Genomic DNA, 15,221 nt, shown 5'->3' with positions numbered 1-15,221 from the left:
CGTCCGCGCTCAACGCAGCGCCGGCGTATCGGGCGCGTGCTGCGTGCGCCGGGCGGCTGCGGCGTCGCGACGCCGCGCGAGCCACGCGTGGACGAAGCCGAATAGCACCGGCACGAACAGCAGCGTCGAGAACGTGCCGAATGCGAGGCCGCCGATCACCGCGCGGCCGAGCGGCGCGTTCTGCTCGCCGCCGTCGCCGAGGCCGAGCGCCATCGGCAACACGCCGATCAGCATCGCGAGCGCGGTCATCACGACGGGCCGGAAGCGGCTGAAGCCTGCGTCGAGCGCGGCCTGCCACGGCGGCTCGCCGGCCGCGAGCAGTTCGCGCGCCGCGTTCACGACGAGGATGCTGTTCGCGGTCGCGATGCCGATGCACAGGATCGTGCCGGTCAACGCGGGCACCGACAGCGTGGTGCGCGTGACGAACAGCATCCACGCGATGCCGGCGAGCGATGCCGGCAGCCCGCCGACGATCACGAGCGGATCGAGCCACGACTGGAAGTTCACGACCATCAGCAGGTAGACCAGCGAGATCGCGAGCGCGAGGCCGCCGAGCAGGCCCGTGAACGATTCGTGCATCGCCTGTACCTGGCCGCGCAGCACGATCGACGAGCCGGGCGGCAGTTGCGCGCGCGCGGCGTCGACGAGCTTCGTCACGTCGGCCGTGACGCCGCCGAGGTCGCGCCCCTGCACCGACGCGAAGATGTCGAGCACCGGCTGCACGTTGTAGTGCGACACCACGGCCTGCTGCGTCGCGCGCGAGAACGTGCCGAGCGCACCGAGCAGGTTCTGCGCGGGCGCACCTGCGGCCGGGCCGCCGGCCGGCGTCTGCGGCGCGCGCGCGGTGCCGGCGGGCAGCGGCACGTTCGCGAGCGACTGCAGCGAATTCACCGTGTATTGCGGCGTCTGCACGAGCACCGGGTAGCTGACGCCGTTGCGCGGATCGAGCCAGAAGTTCGGCGTCGTCTGCGAGCTGCCGGACAGCGCGATCAGCAGGTTCTGCGCGACGTCGCGCTGCTCGAGGCCGGCCTGGATCGCCTTCGTGCGGTCGACGTTCACGTTGATCGCCGGTTCGTCGCCGGGCTGCTGGATGCGCGCGTCGACGAGGCCGCGCACGCCGCGCAGCTTCGCGAGCAGCGCATTCGCGACCGCGCGGTTCTGGTCGAGCTTGTTGCCGACGATCTGGATGTCGATCGGCGCGGGCAGCCCGAAATTGAGGATCTGGCTGACGATGTCGGCCGGCAGGAACGCGAACGTCACGCCGGGGAACGACTGCGCGAGCACGTTGCGCAGCTTCGCGACATACGCGGCGGTCGACGCATGATTCGGCTTCAGCGTGACGAGCACGTCGGCGTCCTCGGTGCCGATCGGATCCGACGAGTCGTACGTGAGGTTGATCCCGCTCACCGGCACGCCGATGTTGTCGAGTACGCCCGCGAGCTGGTTGGCCGGAATCACGCCGCGGATCTTCGCTTCGACTTCGTCGGTCAGCCGCGCGGTTTCCTCGATCCGCGTGCCGGTCGGCGCGCGCAGATGCAGGCGGATCTCGCCGGTATCGACCGACGGGAAGAAGTCCTGCCCGGCGAACGCGTAGAGGCCCGTCGATGCGACGCAGGCGAGCAGGAACGCGGCCGCGAAGCGGCGGCGCCGCGCGATCGCCGCGGACAGCAGCGCGCGATAGCGCAGCCGCACGGCCTCGAAGCGATGCTCGAACGTGGCCTGGAAACGCGCGATGCGCGCGAATACGCCGCGCGGCGGCCGGCCGCTCCCTTTGGCGCGCATCAGCGCCATCGCGAGCGTCGGCACCAGCGTGCGCGAGAAGAAGTACGACGCGATCATCGCGAAGATCACGGCCTCGGCCAGCGGCACGAACAGATAGCGCGCGACGCCCGTCAGCAGGAACATCGGTACGAATACGATGCAGATCGACAGCGTCGACACGAAGGTCGGCACCGCGATTTCGCCCGCGCCGGTCAGAATGGCCTCCTCGAGCGGCGCGCCGAGCTCGAGATGATGCGTGATGTTCTCGATCGCGACGGTCGCGTCGTCGACGAGGATCCCGACCGCGAGCGCGAGCCCGCCGAGCGTCATGATGTTGATGGTCTGGCCGAGCGCGGACAGCGCGAGCAGCGACGTGAGCACCGCGAGCGGGATCGTGATCGCGATGATCAGCGTCGCGCGCCAACTGCCGAGAAACAGCAGGATCATCAGCGCGGTCAGGCACGCGGCGATCAGCGCTTCGCGCACGACGCCCTGGACGGCCGCCTTCACGAACACCGACTGATCGTCGAGCGGCGCGATGTGCAGCGCGTTCGGCAACCCGGCCGCGATCTTCGGCAGCATCGCCTTCACCTGGTCGATGATCGTCAGCGTCGACGTGCTGCCGGTCTTCTCGACCGTCAGCAGCGCTGCGCGCTTGCCGTCCGCCCGCACGATGTTGGTCTGCGGCGCGTAGCCGTCACGAACGTGCGCGACGTCGCGCACGTACACGACATTGCCGCCGATCGTCTTCACCGGCAGGTCGTTCAGCGCGGCGACCGTCTGCGTGCTGCCGTTCATCTGCACGTTGTATTCGTGCGTGCCGATCTTCGCGGTGCCGCCCGGCAGGATCAGGTTCTGCGCATTGATCGCGTTGACGACGTCGATCGGCGCGAGCCCTTTCGCCTGCAGCGCGCGCGTATCGAGATCGACGACGATCTGGCGGATCTTGCCGCCGAACGGCAGCGGCACGGCCGCGCCCTGGACGGTCGCGAGCTGCGTGCGGATGAAGCTGTTGCCGAGGTCGTACAGCTGCTGCTCGGCGAGCGTGTCGCTCGACAGCCCGAGCTGCAGGATCGGCACGGTCGACGCGTTGTACGTGATGATGTTCGGCGGCAGCGTGCCGGGCGGCAGGATGCGCAGGATCGATGCGGCGTTGCTCGCGGCTTCCGCGATCGCGCGATTGATGTCGGCGCCCGGGTGGAAGAAGATCTTCACGACCGACACGCCGTTCAGCGACTGCGACTCGATGTGCTCGATGTCGTCGACGTCGGACGTGAGCGCGCGTTCGTAGTTCGACGTGATCCGCTTGGCCATGTCCTCCGCGGAGAAGCCGTTGTACGACCAGACGATGCTGACGACCGGAATGTCGATGCTCGGGAAAATGTCGGTCGGCGTGCGCAGCAGCGCGAGCGGTCCCGCGATAAAGATCAGCAGTGCGAGTACGACGAACGTGTAGGGCCTGCGTAACGCCAGCCGGACGATCCACATGATGGTGCTCCTCGAAGCAGGGCTCGGATGCGCATTCGATGCGATGAGCGTGCAGTCTGCCGGCGCGGCGTTGACCCGACCCTGACTCGAGGATTACGAAACCGTTATCTGTGCGGGCGGTGGCATCGGCGGCGTTTGGTCGCCGGCGGCCCACCCTTGCTTTTTCATATGCCTTACCATAAAGCAAGGAATATTGGAGGTGTCCCAATGACAGCAGCCACTATCACTTCAAAGGGCCGGGTCACGATCCCGACGGACGTACGCAAACAACTTGGCCTGGAGTCGGGAGACCGGATCGAATTCAGCTTCAACGAGGTAACGGGCCGGTATGAGATCTACCCGGCCACGCACTCGCTCGCATCGCTGAAGGGCGTCGTGAAGAAGCCCAAGAAGCCGGTGTCAATCGAGGACATGAGTCGGGCCATCGCCGAACAGGGAGCGTCCGCGTGATGATCGGACTGGATTCCGCATGAACTCGACGATCAACCGGCATACGGACCGCGTTGCGGGCCCGCGCCGTGTCCGGCGAACCGGAGTCGCCCACCCACGACAGGCGCGGGCGATCAGATAACAAAACCGTAATCGAAGCCTCACCTTCAGGAAAGCGCGCGAATCGCAGAATGAATCCAACTCTTCATCACATCGATGGGGAGCGGATGTCCGGCCTGATCTGCGGACGCGAATATGCCATCTTTGAGAGGTGAACATCATGAACAACCTGATTCGTGCAGTCCTGCTTTCCTGTGCGCTGAGCGCACCGATCGTCGCATTTGCGCAAACCACCGACCATACGGTCTCACGCGCCGACGTGCGCGCCGATCTCGTCAGGGTCGAACAGGCCGGTTATCGGCCGGTCGGCACCGATCCGTACTATCCCGAGGACATCCAGGCCGCCGAGGCGAAGGTCGCCGCGCAGCAAGCGCAATCGGCCGCCGCACGGCCGACCGACGCTGCAAAGACGGCTACGTCATCGCTCGCATCGCTCGACCCGCAGCCGTTGTACGAGCATCACTGAATGCGGTTGCCGACCGCCGCCGGTGGCCCGGCGGCGGAGCGCTCAACGGCGCGCATGCCGCCGTGCGTCAGTGCTCACCCTTCTCGAGCACGTTCTGCGTGAGGGTGACCGACGGAATCGTCGGCTTGAGCAACGTGCGGCGCGCGCGACGGCTCAGCCACTTCCAGCCGGCCACGAGCAGCAGCGCGACCAGCGGGATCGATGCAATCGTCCACGTCCCGTTCGGGTAGTCGAATGCCATCAGCACCAGCACGCCGAGCAGGAACAGCAGCGTGAGCCACGACGTCACGGGCGCGCCCGGCATCCGGAACGACACGTCGTCCACCTCGCCGCGCCTGACCGCCGCGCGGAACTTCATCTGGCACACGACGATGAAGCCCCAGGTGCTGATGATGCCGAGCGACGCGATGTTCAGCACGATCTCGAACACGCTCGACGGCACGAGATAGTTGAGCAGTACGCCGACCACATAGATCGCGACGGTCACCAGAATGCCCGCGTACGGGACGGATTGCCCGCTCATCCGCGCGAGGAAAGCGGGGGCCGAGCCGCCCATCGACAGCGAACGCAACACGCGCCCGGTCGAATACAGGCCGGAATTGAGGCTCGACAGCGCGGCCGTCAGCACCACCAGGTTCATCACCGAGCCGATGCCCGGCACGCCGAGCGCGCCGAAGAACGTGACGAACGGGCTCTGGCCCGCCTTGTACGCACTCCACGGCAGCAGGCAGACCAGCAGAACGACCGACGCGACGTAGAAAATCGCGATGCGCCAGATCACGTTGTTGATCGCGCGCGGCAGCACCTTGCGCGCATCCTTGCATTCGCCGGCGGCCGTGCCCACCAGTTCGACGCCCGCGAACGCGAACACCACGCCCTGCACCAGCACCAGCGCCGGCATCAGTCCGTGCGGAAAGAACCCGCCGTTGTCGGTGATCAGATGCATGCCGGTGCCATGGCCGGCGACCGGCATGCCCGTGCCGAGGATCGCCGCACCGATCACGAGAAACAGCACGATCGCGGCGACCTTGATCAGCGCGAACCAGAACTCCATCTCGGCGAACCACTTCACGCCGATCAGGTTCATCGTCGCGACGATGCAGAGCGCGACGAGCGCGAAGATCCACTGCGGCACGGCCGCGAACGGCGCCCAGTAATGCATGTAGAGCGCGACGGCGGTGATGTCGACGATGCCGGTCATCGCCCAGTTCAGGAAGTACATCCAGCCGGCGACGAACGACGCCTTCTCGCCGAGGAATTCGCGCGCGTACGACACGAAGCTGCCGCTGCTGGGGCGATGCATCACGAGCTCGCCGAGCGCGCGCAGGATCAGGAACGAAAACGCGCCGCACACCAGATAGACGATCGCGAGCGCCGGGCCGGCGGCCTGCAGCCGGGCGCCGGCCCCGAGAAACAGCCCGGTGCCGATGGCCCCGCCAATCGCGATCATCTGCACCTGTCGATTGCCGAGGGTCTTGTGATAGCCGGCTTCGTGCGATTCGAGCCAGCTGCGTTTGTCGGTTTCGCCGGTTGTCGACGGTTCGGGAATCGATGCCATGACGGTATCCTCGCGCACGGATGGGATTGGAATCATCCCGATCGCGGGACGATCGGGACCACCGGTACCGGAGGAGCCGCGCGCGGAATCGAGCGCGCGCCTCCTGCTTGCGATTCGCCGGGCGTGGCGAACGGCACGGTACGTCGCGAACGTATTCAGCCGTAATTCCCGTCACAAACAGAATGCAAATTTGGACTGAGCCTGTTCGAATCCGTGCATAGGGCCTCGGCGACGGGTGAACCAGATAGGTAATTTGGTGCGCCGGCGCGCTCTGCGGGGGCAACCGTTACCGACGGTGCCGGCTCATGCACCGAAATGAGGAATCCAGTTCACCAAAATTTCCGCCTCATGCCGGTGCGGCAGGCGTTTCACGGCAATGGCCCGGTTTTTGCTGGAGTGGTGTTGGCCGCGCAACGGTTGCGCGCTGCCCGACGACATACCAGACAAGGAAGATTCACCGTGAGCCCGACGACCCGACCGTTCCCCCGACGCACCTGGCTGGCTGCGCTGCTCGCCGCGCCCGTGATGGCGCTGTTCGCCGCCGCGCCGGCCCATGCCGACGCGCTCGACACCATCGCGAAAAACGGCGCGCTGCGCGTCGCGGTGCCCGAGGACTATCCGCCGTTCGGTTCGGTCGGCACGGACATGCAGCCGCAGGGCTACGACATCGACATGGCAGGACTCCTCGCCAAGGCGCTCGGCGTCAAGCTGAAGCTGGTGCCCGTGAACAGTGCGAACCGGATTCCGTACCTGACGACCAACAAGGTCGACATGGTGATCTCGTCGCTCGGCAAGACCCCGGAGCGCGAGAAGGTCATCGATTTCTCGAGTGCGTACGCCCCGTATTTCCAGGGCGTGTTCGGGCCGTCCGACGTGAAGGTGAGCGCGCCTGCCGACCTGTCCGGCAAGACGGTCGGCGCCACGCGCGGCGCGCTCGAGGAGATCGCGCTGTCGCAGCTCGCGCCGGGCGCGACGATCAAGCGCTTCGAGGACAACAACGCGACGATCCAGGCGTTCCTGTCGGGGCAAGTCCAACTGATCGCGGCCGGCAACATCGTCGCGGCGGCGATTCTCGCGAAGAATCCGCCGCGCCGCCCCGAGGTCAAGTTCGTGATCAAGAATTCGCCGTGCTTCGTCGGCGTCAACAAGAACGAACCGCGCCTGCTCGCAAAGATCGACGATGCGATCGCGCATGCGAAGCAGGACGGCACGCTGGGCGAGATGTCGCGGAAGTGGCTCGGCCAGCCGTTGCCGGCCGGACTGTGACGAATCGCCGTGTCGCCTGACACGGCGCCGCGGTCGGCATGGCCGGCGCGGCGCGTGTCGTTGTCCGAACCCGAATTGACCCCCTCCCCATGAGCTACCAGCTTCAATTCGGCGAACTCGCCGAGTACGCCGGCGTGTTCGCGAGCGGCGCGGCGATCACGCTCGCGCTGACCGCGGTCGCGACCGTGCTCGGCGTGGCGGTCGGCGTGCTCGGCGCGGCCGCGTACAGCGCCGACGCGCGCGCGGCCGTGCGATTGCGCCCGCTGATCGGCGCGTACGTCGAGGCGATCCGCAATACGCCGTTCGTCGTCCAGCTGTTCTTCATCTTCTTCGGCTTGCCGGCACTCGGCGTGCACATCGACGAATACACGGCCGCGATCCTTGCGATGACGCTCAATCTCGGCGCGTACTCGGTCGAGATCGTGCGCGCGGGCGTGGCCGCCGTGCCGAAAGGGCATCTGGAGGCAGCGTCCGCGCTGGCGATGTCGCGCGCGCAGATGCTGCGCCACGTCGTGCTGCCGCAGGCGCTCGCCAAGGTGTTTCCCGCGCTGTCGAGCCAGATCGTGATCACGATGCTCGGTTCGGCGGTCGTGTCGCAGATCTCGGTGGCCGACCTGACCTATGCGGCCAGCTACATCCAGTCGCGCAACTTCCGCGCATTCGAGACGTACTTCGTGATCACGCTCGCGTATCTGGCGATGGCGCTGCTGCTGCGCGCCACGCTCGGCGCGATGGGCCGCCGCCTGTTCTCCCGCCGCGTGCGAGGTGCGCGATGACCGATTTCACGTTCGGGCAGATTCTCGCGAACCTGCTGCTGGCCGCGCGCTGGACGATCGTGCTGTCGATCGTGTCGTTCGTGTCCGGCGGCCTCGTCGGCCTCGGGCTGCTCGTGATGCGCGTGTCGGGTTCGACGCTGCTGCGCGGCGTCGCGAAGCTCTATATCGAGGTGTTTCAGGGCACGCCGTTGCTGATGCAGCTGTTCATCGTGTTCTTCGGCCTGCCGCTCGTCGGGCTCGACGTTCCGCCGTGGGTCGCGGCCACGGCGGGGCTCACGTTCTTCACCAGCGCGTATCTGGCCGAGATCTGGCGCGGCTGCGTCGAGGCGGTGCCGAAAGGGCAATGGGAGGCGTCGGCGAGCCTGGCGATGAGTTACGTCGAGCAGTTGCGTCACGTGATTCTGCCGCAGGCCGCGCGCATCGCGATCGCGCCGACGGTCGGCTTCGGCGTGCAGGCCGTGAAGGATACGGCGCTGGTGTCGATCATCGGCTTCACCGAGCTGACGAAGGTCGGCATCGCGATCTCGAACGCGACGTTCCGGCCGTTCGTCGTGTATGGCCTCGTCGCGCTGATCTATTTCGCGCTCTGCTATCCGCTTACCCGTTATGCGCGCACGTTGCAAAGGAGATGGCATGCCGCTCGTTGAAACCCGGGGTCTCGAAAAGAACTTCGGCACCCATCATGTGCTCAAGGGCATCGACCTGTCCGTCGAGCGCGGGCAGGTCGTCTCGATCATCGGCCGCAGCGGCTCGGGCAAGAGCACGCTGCTGCGCACGCTCAACGGGCTCGAGAGTATCGACGCGGGCACGATTTCGGTCGACGGCGAACGCGTCGATGCACGGCACGCGGACCTGCGTGCGCTGCGGCTGAAGGTTGGCATGGTGTTCCAGCAATACAACCTGTTTCCGCACCTGAGCGCCGGGCAGAACGTGATGCTCGCGCAGTCGGTGGTGAAGAAGTCGCACCGCCAGCAGGCGCGCGCGATCGCGGAACTGATGCTCGAGCGCGTCGGCCTCGGCGACAAGTTCGACGCGTTTCCGGAACACCTGTCGGGCGGCCAGCAGCAGCGCGTCGCGATCGCGCGTGCGCTCGCGATGAAGCCGAGCGTGCTGCTGTGCGACGAGATCACGTCCGCGCTCGATCCCGAGCTCGTCGGCGAGGTGCTGGGCGTCATCGAGCAACTCGCGCGCGAGGACATGACGCTGATCATGGTGACCCACGAGATGAACTTCGCGCGGGCGGTGAGCGACAGGATCGTGTTCATGCACCAGGGGCGCGTGTGGGAGAGCGGGACGGCCGACGAGATCTTCGAGCGGCCGCAGACGGTGGAGTTGACGCGGTTTCTGGGCAGCGTCCGGAACACGGAAACCGTTCCGCGCTGACTGACACTGCCGTGCGGCCGGCCCGCGATCAGATGACAAGACCGTAATCAAAGCCTCACCTTCCGGAAAGCGCGTGAATCGCAGAATGGATACCACTCCTCATCGCATCGATGCGGAGCGGATGTCCGGCCTGATCTGCGGACGCGAACACGCCATCTCGAGAGGTGAACATCATGAACGACCTGATTCGTGCAGTCCTGCTGTCCTGTGCGCTGAGCGCACCGATCGTCGCATTTGCGCAAACCGCCGACCATACGGTCACGCGCGCCGACGTGCGCGCCGACCTGATTCAGGCGGAGCGTGACGGCACGCTGCCGACGTCGAATTGGGACTATCCGCCGAGCACGCAGACGATCGCGCGCAATCGCGAACTGTATGCGATCGCGCATGGCGACCGGCACACGGCAATGGCCGCGACGTCGGCCGCCGTATCGACGGCGAGCGCGCAATGAAGCGGGGCGCCGTATCGACACGCGTGACGGGGCTGGCGATCGCCGCATGGCTTGCGGCGGCCGCGGTGCCGGCTTTCGCGCGCGGGCAGCCGCAACTGCCCGACGACGACGGCGGGCGCGCGAGCGTGCTGCGTGCGCTGGATCCCGGGTTCGATCCGCACCGCGCGGCAGTCGACATCCGACCGGCGAACCGTCACGCCGCGCCCATCAGCCGTGCGCCGAGCGCGATCCCGCGCGCGGACAGCAGCGCGCTAGCCGCGCGCTGACGGGCGTCCCAGCCTGCCAGCGCGGCGTCGAACGCGGCGCCGCGTGTGACGTCGCGCAATGCTTCGGCGAGATCGACCGCGTTGTCCGCGGCCTTCGCGACGCCCGCCGCCGTGTGCGGGCGCGCGATGCAGGCGGCGTCGCCGAGCAGCACCGCGCGGCCGAAAGCCATCCGCTCGGCTGCGAGATCGACGATCGCCTGTGCGAACGGCGCGGGTGTCGCATCGACCAGCGCGGCGAGCGTCGGCGCGAGCATCCGGTCGGCGGCGTCGACGAGCTCTGCGCGGTTGTCGTCGCGCATCGCGCCGGGCGGCAGCGACCCGTCGCGCTGCGTGCCGTCGCGCGCAACGAACAGCGACGGCAGCCGGTCGGACGCCAGACGCCGGTACCACACCCAGTTCACGCGCCGTTTGCCCGGTTCGATCGCGCCGTCGGCGCCGGGCACCAGATACGTCAGGAACAGGTGCCGGTCGCCTTGCTGGAACGTGAAGCGTTCGCGCAGCAGAACCAGCACCTGCTCGGGCAGCGCGCGTTCGTCGACGAGCCCGCGCCACGCGACATAGCCCGCATACGTCGGCCGCACGTCCGGCAGCAACTGCGCGCGCACGGTCGAGCGGCCGCCGTCCGCGCCGATCAGCAGGTCGGCCGTCTCGGCGCGGCCGCTCGCGAAGTGCGCGACGATCCGCTCGCCGTCCTGCTCGAACCGCTCGAACGCGTCGCCGGCGTGGATGATCCCGGCCGGCAGCGCACGCTTGAGCGCCGTGTAGATCACGTTCCACGCGGTCTGCGTTTGCGGCATTGCGAAGCGTTGCACGATGCGGTCCTGCGCATCGACGTAGATCCGGTCGATCGAATCGACGCCTGCTTCGCGCGGCAGCGCAACGCCGCCGAACGCGAACGCGCGCTCGATCGGCGGCTGCAGCACGATGCCGCCGCCGCGGCTGTCGAGTTCGTGCGGCGATTGCTCGAATACGCGGACGTCCCAGCCGACCGCGCGCAGCGCGGTCGCCGCGAACAGCCCGCCGACCGATCCGCCGGCGATGACGGCCTTGCGGCCCGATCCGTGTTCCATCAGACGTTCTCCCGATGATCGGCGTGCAGCGGGCGTTGCGTCAGCCGGCCCAGCCGCGCAGGAAATCGAGCAGCAGCGCGTTCACGCGCTCGGGCTGCTCCTCGTGCGGCAGATGCCCGCACTGCGCGATCGGCTCGGCACGCAGGTTCGCCGCCATGCCTTCCCATATGGCCTTCATGTCGAACATCTTGCCGACCGCGTAGAAATCCTCGCCCCAGATCGCCATGGTCGGGCACGCGATCCTGACGTCCGCATCGACGAGGTCCTGCTGCACGTCTTCCGCGTTCGCGCGATAGTCGGCCAGCGCGCCGCGCACGGCCCCCGGCCGCCGATACGCACGCACGTACGTGTCGAACGCGTCGCCCGAGATCGCGTGCGGGTTGTAGCACCAGTCGGCGAAAAAATAGCTGAGCCATTCGGCTTCCTTGCCGGCGATCAGCGCCTCCGGCAGGTCGGGCACCTGGTGGAACAGGAAGAACCAGTACGCGCGCGCGGTTTGCGCGGTCATGTTCTGCGCGACGATGCGGGTCGGCACGTTGTCCATCACGACGAGCCGCTCGACGCGTTCGGGGAAGTCCTTCGTGAAACGCGTCGCGACGCGTGCGCCGCGATCGTGCCCGACGAGCGCGATGCGCTCGATGCCGAGCGCGTCGAGCAGCGCGGCGAGATCGCGCGCCATGTTGCGCTTGTCGTAGCCGGCCGCGGGCTTGTCGGTTTCGCCGTAGCCGCGCAGGTCGGGCACGATCACGCGGTAGTGCCGCGCGAGCGCCGGAATCTGGAAGCGCCATGCGAAGCTGGTTTCGGGGAAGCCGTGCAGCAGCACGACGACGGGCCCCGCGCCGGCATCGATGAGGTGCTGGCGGATACCGTTCGCCGTAACGGTGTGATGGGTGAGGGCAAGCGTGTCGGTCGTCATGTGGGGATCCCGGTTCTGCGGGCGGTGCGCGAGACGGCACGCGTCCGATGCTGTCCGAGCATAGGCCACGAAACGAGCGTCGCGGCTGAATCGTTCTGAATCGGCCCGAGCGCGGCGCCGCTGCATCACCTGCGGCGCGGGCGCTTCGCTGATGCACCGGACGCGACACGCTTCAGCGCGGCCGGCGTGCCGTTGAGGAACGCATCGATCTGCCGTTCGATTTCCGCGTCGAGATCGTCGGGCACCGGCAGCCCGTATACCCACTTGCGCACGCCGAGATAGAAGATGCTCGCGTGCAAACTCCACACCAGTTCGATTTCCGCGTTGCGCTGCGCGTCGGACGCCGGTGTCGCGATATCGTATTCATGCCGCAGCTCGCGCAGCACCGGCAGGAACACGCGTTCGCGCAGCCGCGACAGGTAGCGCGTATTGAAGCCTTCGCGGCTGAGCCCCGCGAAGATGAACGTGCGGATCCACTCGCGCCGCAGGATCGTCTGCGCATACGAGCGGTAGAACATGACGAGCCGTTGCTGCAGCGGGATCGCGCGATCGGCGATCAGTTTTTCCCAGTCGGGATTCCACGTGTAGACCTCGTCGTACACGCGATCGATCAGCGCCTCCTTGCTCGGAAAATACCGGTAGAGCAGGGGTTGCGTGACGCCGATCTGTCGCGCGAGCTCGCGCGTGCTGCCGGAAAACCCATGCGTCGCGAAGTGCTCGACCGCCTTTTCGACGATCTGGCGCTCGCGTGCTTCCGGCGTGAGGCGGCGGCCCGATGGGCTGGCGGTGGCGTCCACGGTCGTCCCGCGCGTGCGGGGCGCGGCATTGCGCTTGGCTTCGGTCATGCATCGGCTCCTGAATGCGGCCATTCTGCCCTTGTCGATCGAAAGATGGCAACGCGCGCCCCGGCGCGGCCGGCCATGCAGGTGGGCGCCGTGCCGAGTCGTGCGCCGTTCGGCGCTTTCAGAAAAATTCAGCTTGCCGCCATGACTTTCGGGCCGGCGTTCCCTAGTCTTGCTTCAGAACCGCCGCACGGGCCGGGCGCCATCCTGTCGTCCCGGCCGGCGGCGCAACCGGAACGGACCATGCCTCATCTGATCTCGCCGGGAGCCAGCATCGCAGTCGGCTTCCTGCACCCCCTCGGGCGCGTGCAATCGCCCGCCGCGCCGCTGATCGCGCTCGCGCGCCTGCTCGGCATCGTCGCCGACGAGCAGGCGGTCCCGCGCGCCGCGCAGTTCCACGATGCGGACACCGCCGACACAACCGCGGAAGCCACGACATGCAGCCCGCGCAAGTAACGGCAGCGGGCGCGGCGGCCCCCGATCACCTGCGCGGCGAGGATGTGTTCCTCGCATCGATCGCCGGCTACGTCGACACGCTCGGCTTCGTCGCGCTGTTCGGGCTCTTTACCGCGCACGTCACCGGCAACTTCATCCTGATCGGCTCGGGCCTCGCCGGTGTCGGCCAGGGCCTCATGATCAAGTGGCTCGCGTTTCCGGCATTCATCGCGGGAATCGTGGCCGCCCGCCTGCTCGATCACCGGATGCGCGTGCGCGGGCATGGTCCGCGGGCGCGCTCGCTGTACGCGCTGCAGACGATCCTGCTGGCCGGATTCATGCTCGCGGGCGTCGCGGCGTCGCCGATCGGCAACGCCGATGCGCCCGCGACGATCGTCTGCGGGCTGCTGGGTGCGGCAGCAATGGGCGTGCAGAACGCGCACGGCCGGCTGACCGCGCGCACCGTCGTCGCGAACACCGTGATGACCGGCAACGTCACGCAGGCGGTCATCGATGCATTCGACTGGCTCGTGCCGATCGCCGCGCCGGCCGAACGGGAAGCCGCACGCGCGCGGCTGCGACGCACGCTGCCGCCGGTTGTCGGTTTCGCGCTCGGCGCGGGCGCCGGGGCGAGCGCCTACCTGTACGCCGGGTTCTGGGCACTGGCGCTGCCGCTCGCGGCGCTCGGTTTCCTCACCTGGCGATCCGGCCGGACCGGCGAGCCTTCCGCGTCGCGCTGAACGCCGATTCCCCGCGTGGCGTCGGCTGCGCGCGCGACCGGGGCGGCGGCGAAGCCGCCCCGCGTTTCTTCATCAGAATTTTCTCCGAGAGACCCCGCCATTGATGGCGGGAAGGAAAGGAGTGCAGTTGACAGGCAGCTTCTTCCACGGGTTAGGATCGCCTGCATGATCCTTGTCTACCGCTACCGGGTGAAATCGCTCAACGGACTGCTTAACAAGCAGGGCCGCGCGGTGAACTACGTCTGGAACTTCTGCAACGACACGCAGAAGCACGCGCTCAAGTGGGGCAGGAAGTGGCCGACGGGATTCGATCTGAACGTGTTGACGACAGGGAGCAGCAAGGCGCTTGGCATCCACTCCGGCACGATCAACGCGACGTGCGAGCAATATGCGAAGTCGCGCAGTCAGCACCGTCGGCCCTACCTGCGCTATCGCGGCAGGAAATCGCTGGGCTGGGTGCCGCTGAAGGGCCGTGACCTGAAGCGCGAGGGTGACGCGTTTCGTTTCGCCGGCAACACGTCTCGCGTGTTCAACAGCCGATCGCTTCCCGAAGGCAAGATCAAGGACGGCACCAACTTTGCGCAGGATGCACGCGGCAACTGGTTTCTCAACATCGTGATAGAGATGCCGGATGTTCAGGCTCGCTCGGTCCGTTCCGGCGTCGGCATCGATCTCGGCCTGAAAGACTTCGCCACACTTTCGACCGGCGAGAAGCTGCCCAATGACCAGTTCGGTCGACGAGCGGCGGAAAAGCTGGCGAAAGCGCAACGGGCGCGAAAGCACAAGCGGCATATCGCGAAGCTGCACGCGAAGGTCGCGAATGTCCGTGCCGATTTCCAACACAAGCTCGCGCTCGATCTGGTGCGGCGTTTCGATTACATCGCGGTCGGCAACGTGTCGGCCGCGAAGCTCGCCAGAACCAGAATGGCGAAGAGCGTCTACGACGCATCCTGGTCGTCCTTCCGAAACAAGCTCCGCTACAAAGCGATCGCGCACGGAGCCACGTTCGAGGAAGTCGACGAAAGGGGTTCCACCCAGTCCTGTTCGTCGTGCGGGTCGAAAGACAGCACGACGCGGCCGAAAGGTATCGCGGGACTGCGAGTAAGAGAGTGGGCCTGCAGTGACTGTGGTGTCGAGCATGATCGAGATACCAACGCTGCGTTGAACATTCTCCGATGCGGACGTGCATCGCCAGGTGTGGGAATCCTCTCCCTTTAGGGAGAGGAGGACGTCAATTCCTTCAACGCCGATTT

General features: G+C 67.1%; 16 protein-coding genes. 11 read left to right on the top strand and 5 right to left on the bottom strand.

Annotated elements, in window-relative coordinates:
• Positions 1-9 precede the first annotated feature (9 nt).
• The gene (locus HWW87_RS25665) at positions 10-3,249 is read right to left on the bottom strand and encodes an efflux RND transporter permease subunit (protein WP_175822644.1); all 3,240 of its coding nucleotides are present in this window, start codon (positions 3,247-3,249) and stop codon (positions 10-12) included.
• Positions 3,250-3,456: 207 nt separating this feature from the next.
• Between HWW87_RS25665 and HWW87_RS25660 the strand changes: the two genes are divergently transcribed.
• Together HWW87_RS25660 and HWW87_RS25655 are read left to right on the top strand one after the other, a co-directional pair.
• Complete coding sequence (locus HWW87_RS25660) at positions 3,457-3,699, top strand: AbrB/MazE/SpoVT family DNA-binding domain-containing protein (RefSeq protein WP_175822643.1); 243 nt, start codon at positions 3,457-3,459, stop codon at positions 3,697-3,699.
• 259 nt (positions 3,700-3,958) lie between these two features.
• Complete coding sequence (locus tag HWW87_RS25655) at positions 3,959-4,264, top strand: DUF4148 domain-containing protein (protein WP_175822642.1); 306 nt, start codon at positions 3,959-3,961, stop codon at positions 4,262-4,264.
• 67 nt (positions 4,265-4,331) lie between these two features.
• Here HWW87_RS25655 and ansP read toward each other — a convergent pair whose 3' ends face one another.
• A complete protein-coding gene (ansP, locus tag HWW87_RS25650) occupies positions 4,332-5,822 on the bottom strand; it encodes an L-asparagine permease (protein ID WP_175822641.1) in 1,491 nt (496 codons plus the stop codon).
• 459 nt (positions 5,823-6,281) lie between these two features.
• Between ansP and HWW87_RS25645 the strand changes: the two genes are divergently transcribed.
• The 6 genes from HWW87_RS25645 to HWW87_RS25620 all read left to right on the top strand — a co-directional run bounded on the left by HWW87_RS25645 (position 6,282) and on the right by HWW87_RS25620 (position 9,965).
• Positions 6,282-7,088, top strand: coding sequence for a transporter substrate-binding domain-containing protein (locus tag HWW87_RS25645; RefSeq protein WP_174391062.1), 807 nt, complete (start codon positions 6,282-6,284; stop codon positions 7,086-7,088).
• Between the two features lie 89 nt (positions 7,089-7,177).
• Positions 7,178-7,864, top strand: coding sequence for an amino acid ABC transporter permease (locus HWW87_RS25640; RefSeq protein WP_174432196.1), 687 nt, complete (start codon positions 7,178-7,180; stop codon positions 7,862-7,864).
• Entirely contained in the window at positions 7,861-8,511 is a 651-nt protein-coding gene (locus HWW87_RS25635) for an amino acid ABC transporter permease (RefSeq protein WP_174432197.1), read from the top strand. Before HWW87_RS25640 ends, HWW87_RS25635 begins: the two co-directional genes overlap by 4 nt.
• Positions 8,498-9,247 carry an amino acid ABC transporter ATP-binding protein gene (locus tag HWW87_RS25630; RefSeq protein WP_175822640.1) on the top strand — a complete coding sequence of 250 codons (750 nt, stop codon included), beginning with the start codon at positions 8,498-8,500 and terminating at the stop codon, positions 9,245-9,247. Before HWW87_RS25635 ends, HWW87_RS25630 begins: the two co-directional genes overlap by 14 nt.
• 173 nt (positions 9,248-9,420) lie before the next feature.
• Positions 9,421-9,699 carry a DUF4148 domain-containing protein gene (locus HWW87_RS25625; protein WP_175822639.1) on the top strand — a complete coding sequence of 93 codons (279 nt, stop codon included), beginning with the start codon at positions 9,421-9,423 and terminating at the stop codon, positions 9,697-9,699.
• Positions 9,696-9,965, top strand: coding sequence for a hypothetical protein (locus HWW87_RS25620; protein WP_175822638.1), 270 nt, complete (start codon positions 9,696-9,698; stop codon positions 9,963-9,965). Before HWW87_RS25625 ends, HWW87_RS25620 begins: the two co-directional genes overlap by 4 nt.
• Here the strand turns inward: HWW87_RS25620 and HWW87_RS25615 are convergent.
• The 3 genes from HWW87_RS25615 to HWW87_RS25605 form a co-directional block, all read right to left on the bottom strand.
• Complete coding sequence (locus HWW87_RS25615; protein ID WP_175822637.1) at positions 9,893-11,035, bottom strand: FAD binding domain-containing protein; 1,143 nt, start codon at positions 11,033-11,035, stop codon at positions 9,893-9,895. The two genes, HWW87_RS25620 and HWW87_RS25615, sit on opposite strands and share 73 nt — an antisense overlap.
• Positions 11,036-11,075: 40 nt before the next feature.
• The gene (locus HWW87_RS25610) at positions 11,076-11,951 is read right to left on the bottom strand and encodes an alpha/beta hydrolase (RefSeq protein ID WP_175822636.1); all 876 of its coding nucleotides are present in this window, start codon (positions 11,949-11,951) and stop codon (positions 11,076-11,078) included.
• 125 nt (positions 11,952-12,076) lie between these two features.
• Entirely contained in the window at positions 12,077-12,796 is a 720-nt protein-coding gene (locus tag HWW87_RS25605; protein ID WP_175822635.1) for a TetR/AcrR family transcriptional regulator, read from the bottom strand.
• Between the two features lie 240 nt (positions 12,797-13,036).
• On the opposite strand from HWW87_RS25605, the gene HWW87_RS25600 reads away from it, so the two are divergent.
• The 3 genes from HWW87_RS25600 to HWW87_RS25590 all read left to right on the top strand — a co-directional run bounded on the left by HWW87_RS25600 (position 13,037) and on the right by HWW87_RS25590 (position 15,186).
• A complete protein-coding gene (locus HWW87_RS25600; RefSeq protein ID WP_175822842.1) occupies positions 13,037-13,249 on the top strand; it encodes a DUF1427 family protein in 213 nt (70 codons plus the stop codon).
• Positions 13,231-13,968 carry a YoaK family protein gene (locus tag HWW87_RS25595; RefSeq protein WP_175822634.1) on the top strand — a complete coding sequence of 246 codons (738 nt, stop codon included), beginning with the start codon at positions 13,231-13,233 and terminating at the stop codon, positions 13,966-13,968. Before HWW87_RS25600 ends, HWW87_RS25595 begins: the two co-directional genes overlap by 19 nt.
• A gap of 165 nt (positions 13,969-14,133) precedes the next feature.
• Complete coding sequence (locus HWW87_RS25590; protein WP_175822841.1) at positions 14,134-15,186, top strand: RNA-guided endonuclease TnpB family protein; 1,053 nt, start codon at positions 14,134-14,136, stop codon at positions 15,184-15,186.
• Positions 15,187-15,221: the final 35 nt, after the last annotated feature.

Origin of the sequence: Burkholderia sp. BCC0419 (assembly GCF_902830285.1) — a bacterium.
In the GTDB taxonomy this organism is placed as follows: Bacteria; Pseudomonadota; Gammaproteobacteria; order Burkholderiales; family Burkholderiaceae; genus Burkholderia.
The sequence above is the reverse complement of the archived record's forward strand: the minus strand, read 5'-3'. Positions and strand labels throughout refer to the sequence as shown.

What these genes read in the sequence shown, in the direction of transcription:
- HWW87_RS25665 (WP_175822644.1), bottom strand. Translation starts at nt 3,249, where the DNA reads ATGTGGATCGTCCGGCTGGCGTTACGCAGGCCCTACACGTTCGTCGTA.
- HWW87_RS25660 (WP_175822643.1), top strand. Translation starts at nt 3,457, where the DNA reads ATGACAGCAGCCACTATCACTTCAAAGGGCCGGGTCACGATCCCGACG.
- HWW87_RS25655 (WP_175822642.1), top strand. Translation starts at nt 3,959, where the DNA reads ATGAACAACCTGATTCGTGCAGTCCTGCTTTCCTGTGCGCTGAGCGCA.
- ansP (WP_175822641.1), bottom strand. Translation starts at nt 5,822, where the DNA reads ATGGCATCGATTCCCGAACCGTCGACAACCGGCGAAACCGACAAACGC.
- HWW87_RS25640 (WP_174432196.1), top strand. Translation starts at nt 7,178, where the DNA reads ATGAGCTACCAGCTTCAATTCGGCGAACTCGCCGAGTACGCCGGCGTG.
- HWW87_RS25635 (WP_174432197.1), top strand. Translation starts at nt 7,861, where the DNA reads ATGACCGATTTCACGTTCGGGCAGATTCTCGCGAACCTGCTGCTGGCC.
- HWW87_RS25630 (WP_175822640.1), top strand. Translation starts at nt 8,498, where the DNA reads ATGCCGCTCGTTGAAACCCGGGGTCTCGAAAAGAACTTCGGCACCCAT.
- HWW87_RS25625 (WP_175822639.1), top strand. Translation starts at nt 9,421, where the DNA reads ATGAACGACCTGATTCGTGCAGTCCTGCTGTCCTGTGCGCTGAGCGCA.
- HWW87_RS25620 (WP_175822638.1), top strand. Translation starts at nt 9,696, where the DNA reads ATGAAGCGGGGCGCCGTATCGACACGCGTGACGGGGCTGGCGATCGCC.
- HWW87_RS25615 (WP_175822637.1), bottom strand. Translation starts at nt 11,035, where the DNA reads ATGGAACACGGATCGGGCCGCAAGGCCGTCATCGCCGGCGGATCGGTC.
- HWW87_RS25610 (WP_175822636.1), bottom strand. Translation starts at nt 11,951, where the DNA reads ATGACGACCGACACGCTTGCCCTCACCCATCACACCGTTACGGCGAAC.
- HWW87_RS25605 (WP_175822635.1), bottom strand. Translation starts at nt 12,796, where the DNA reads ATGACCGAAGCCAAGCGCAATGCCGCGCCCCGCACGCGCGGGACGACC.
- HWW87_RS25600 (WP_175822842.1), top strand. Translation starts at nt 13,037, where the DNA reads ATGCCTCATCTGATCTCGCCGGGAGCCAGCATCGCAGTCGGCTTCCTG.
- HWW87_RS25595 (WP_175822634.1), top strand. Translation starts at nt 13,231, where the DNA reads ATGCAGCCCGCGCAAGTAACGGCAGCGGGCGCGGCGGCCCCCGATCAC.
- HWW87_RS25590 (WP_175822841.1), top strand. Translation starts at nt 14,134, where the DNA reads ATGATCCTTGTCTACCGCTACCGGGTGAAATCGCTCAACGGACTGCTT.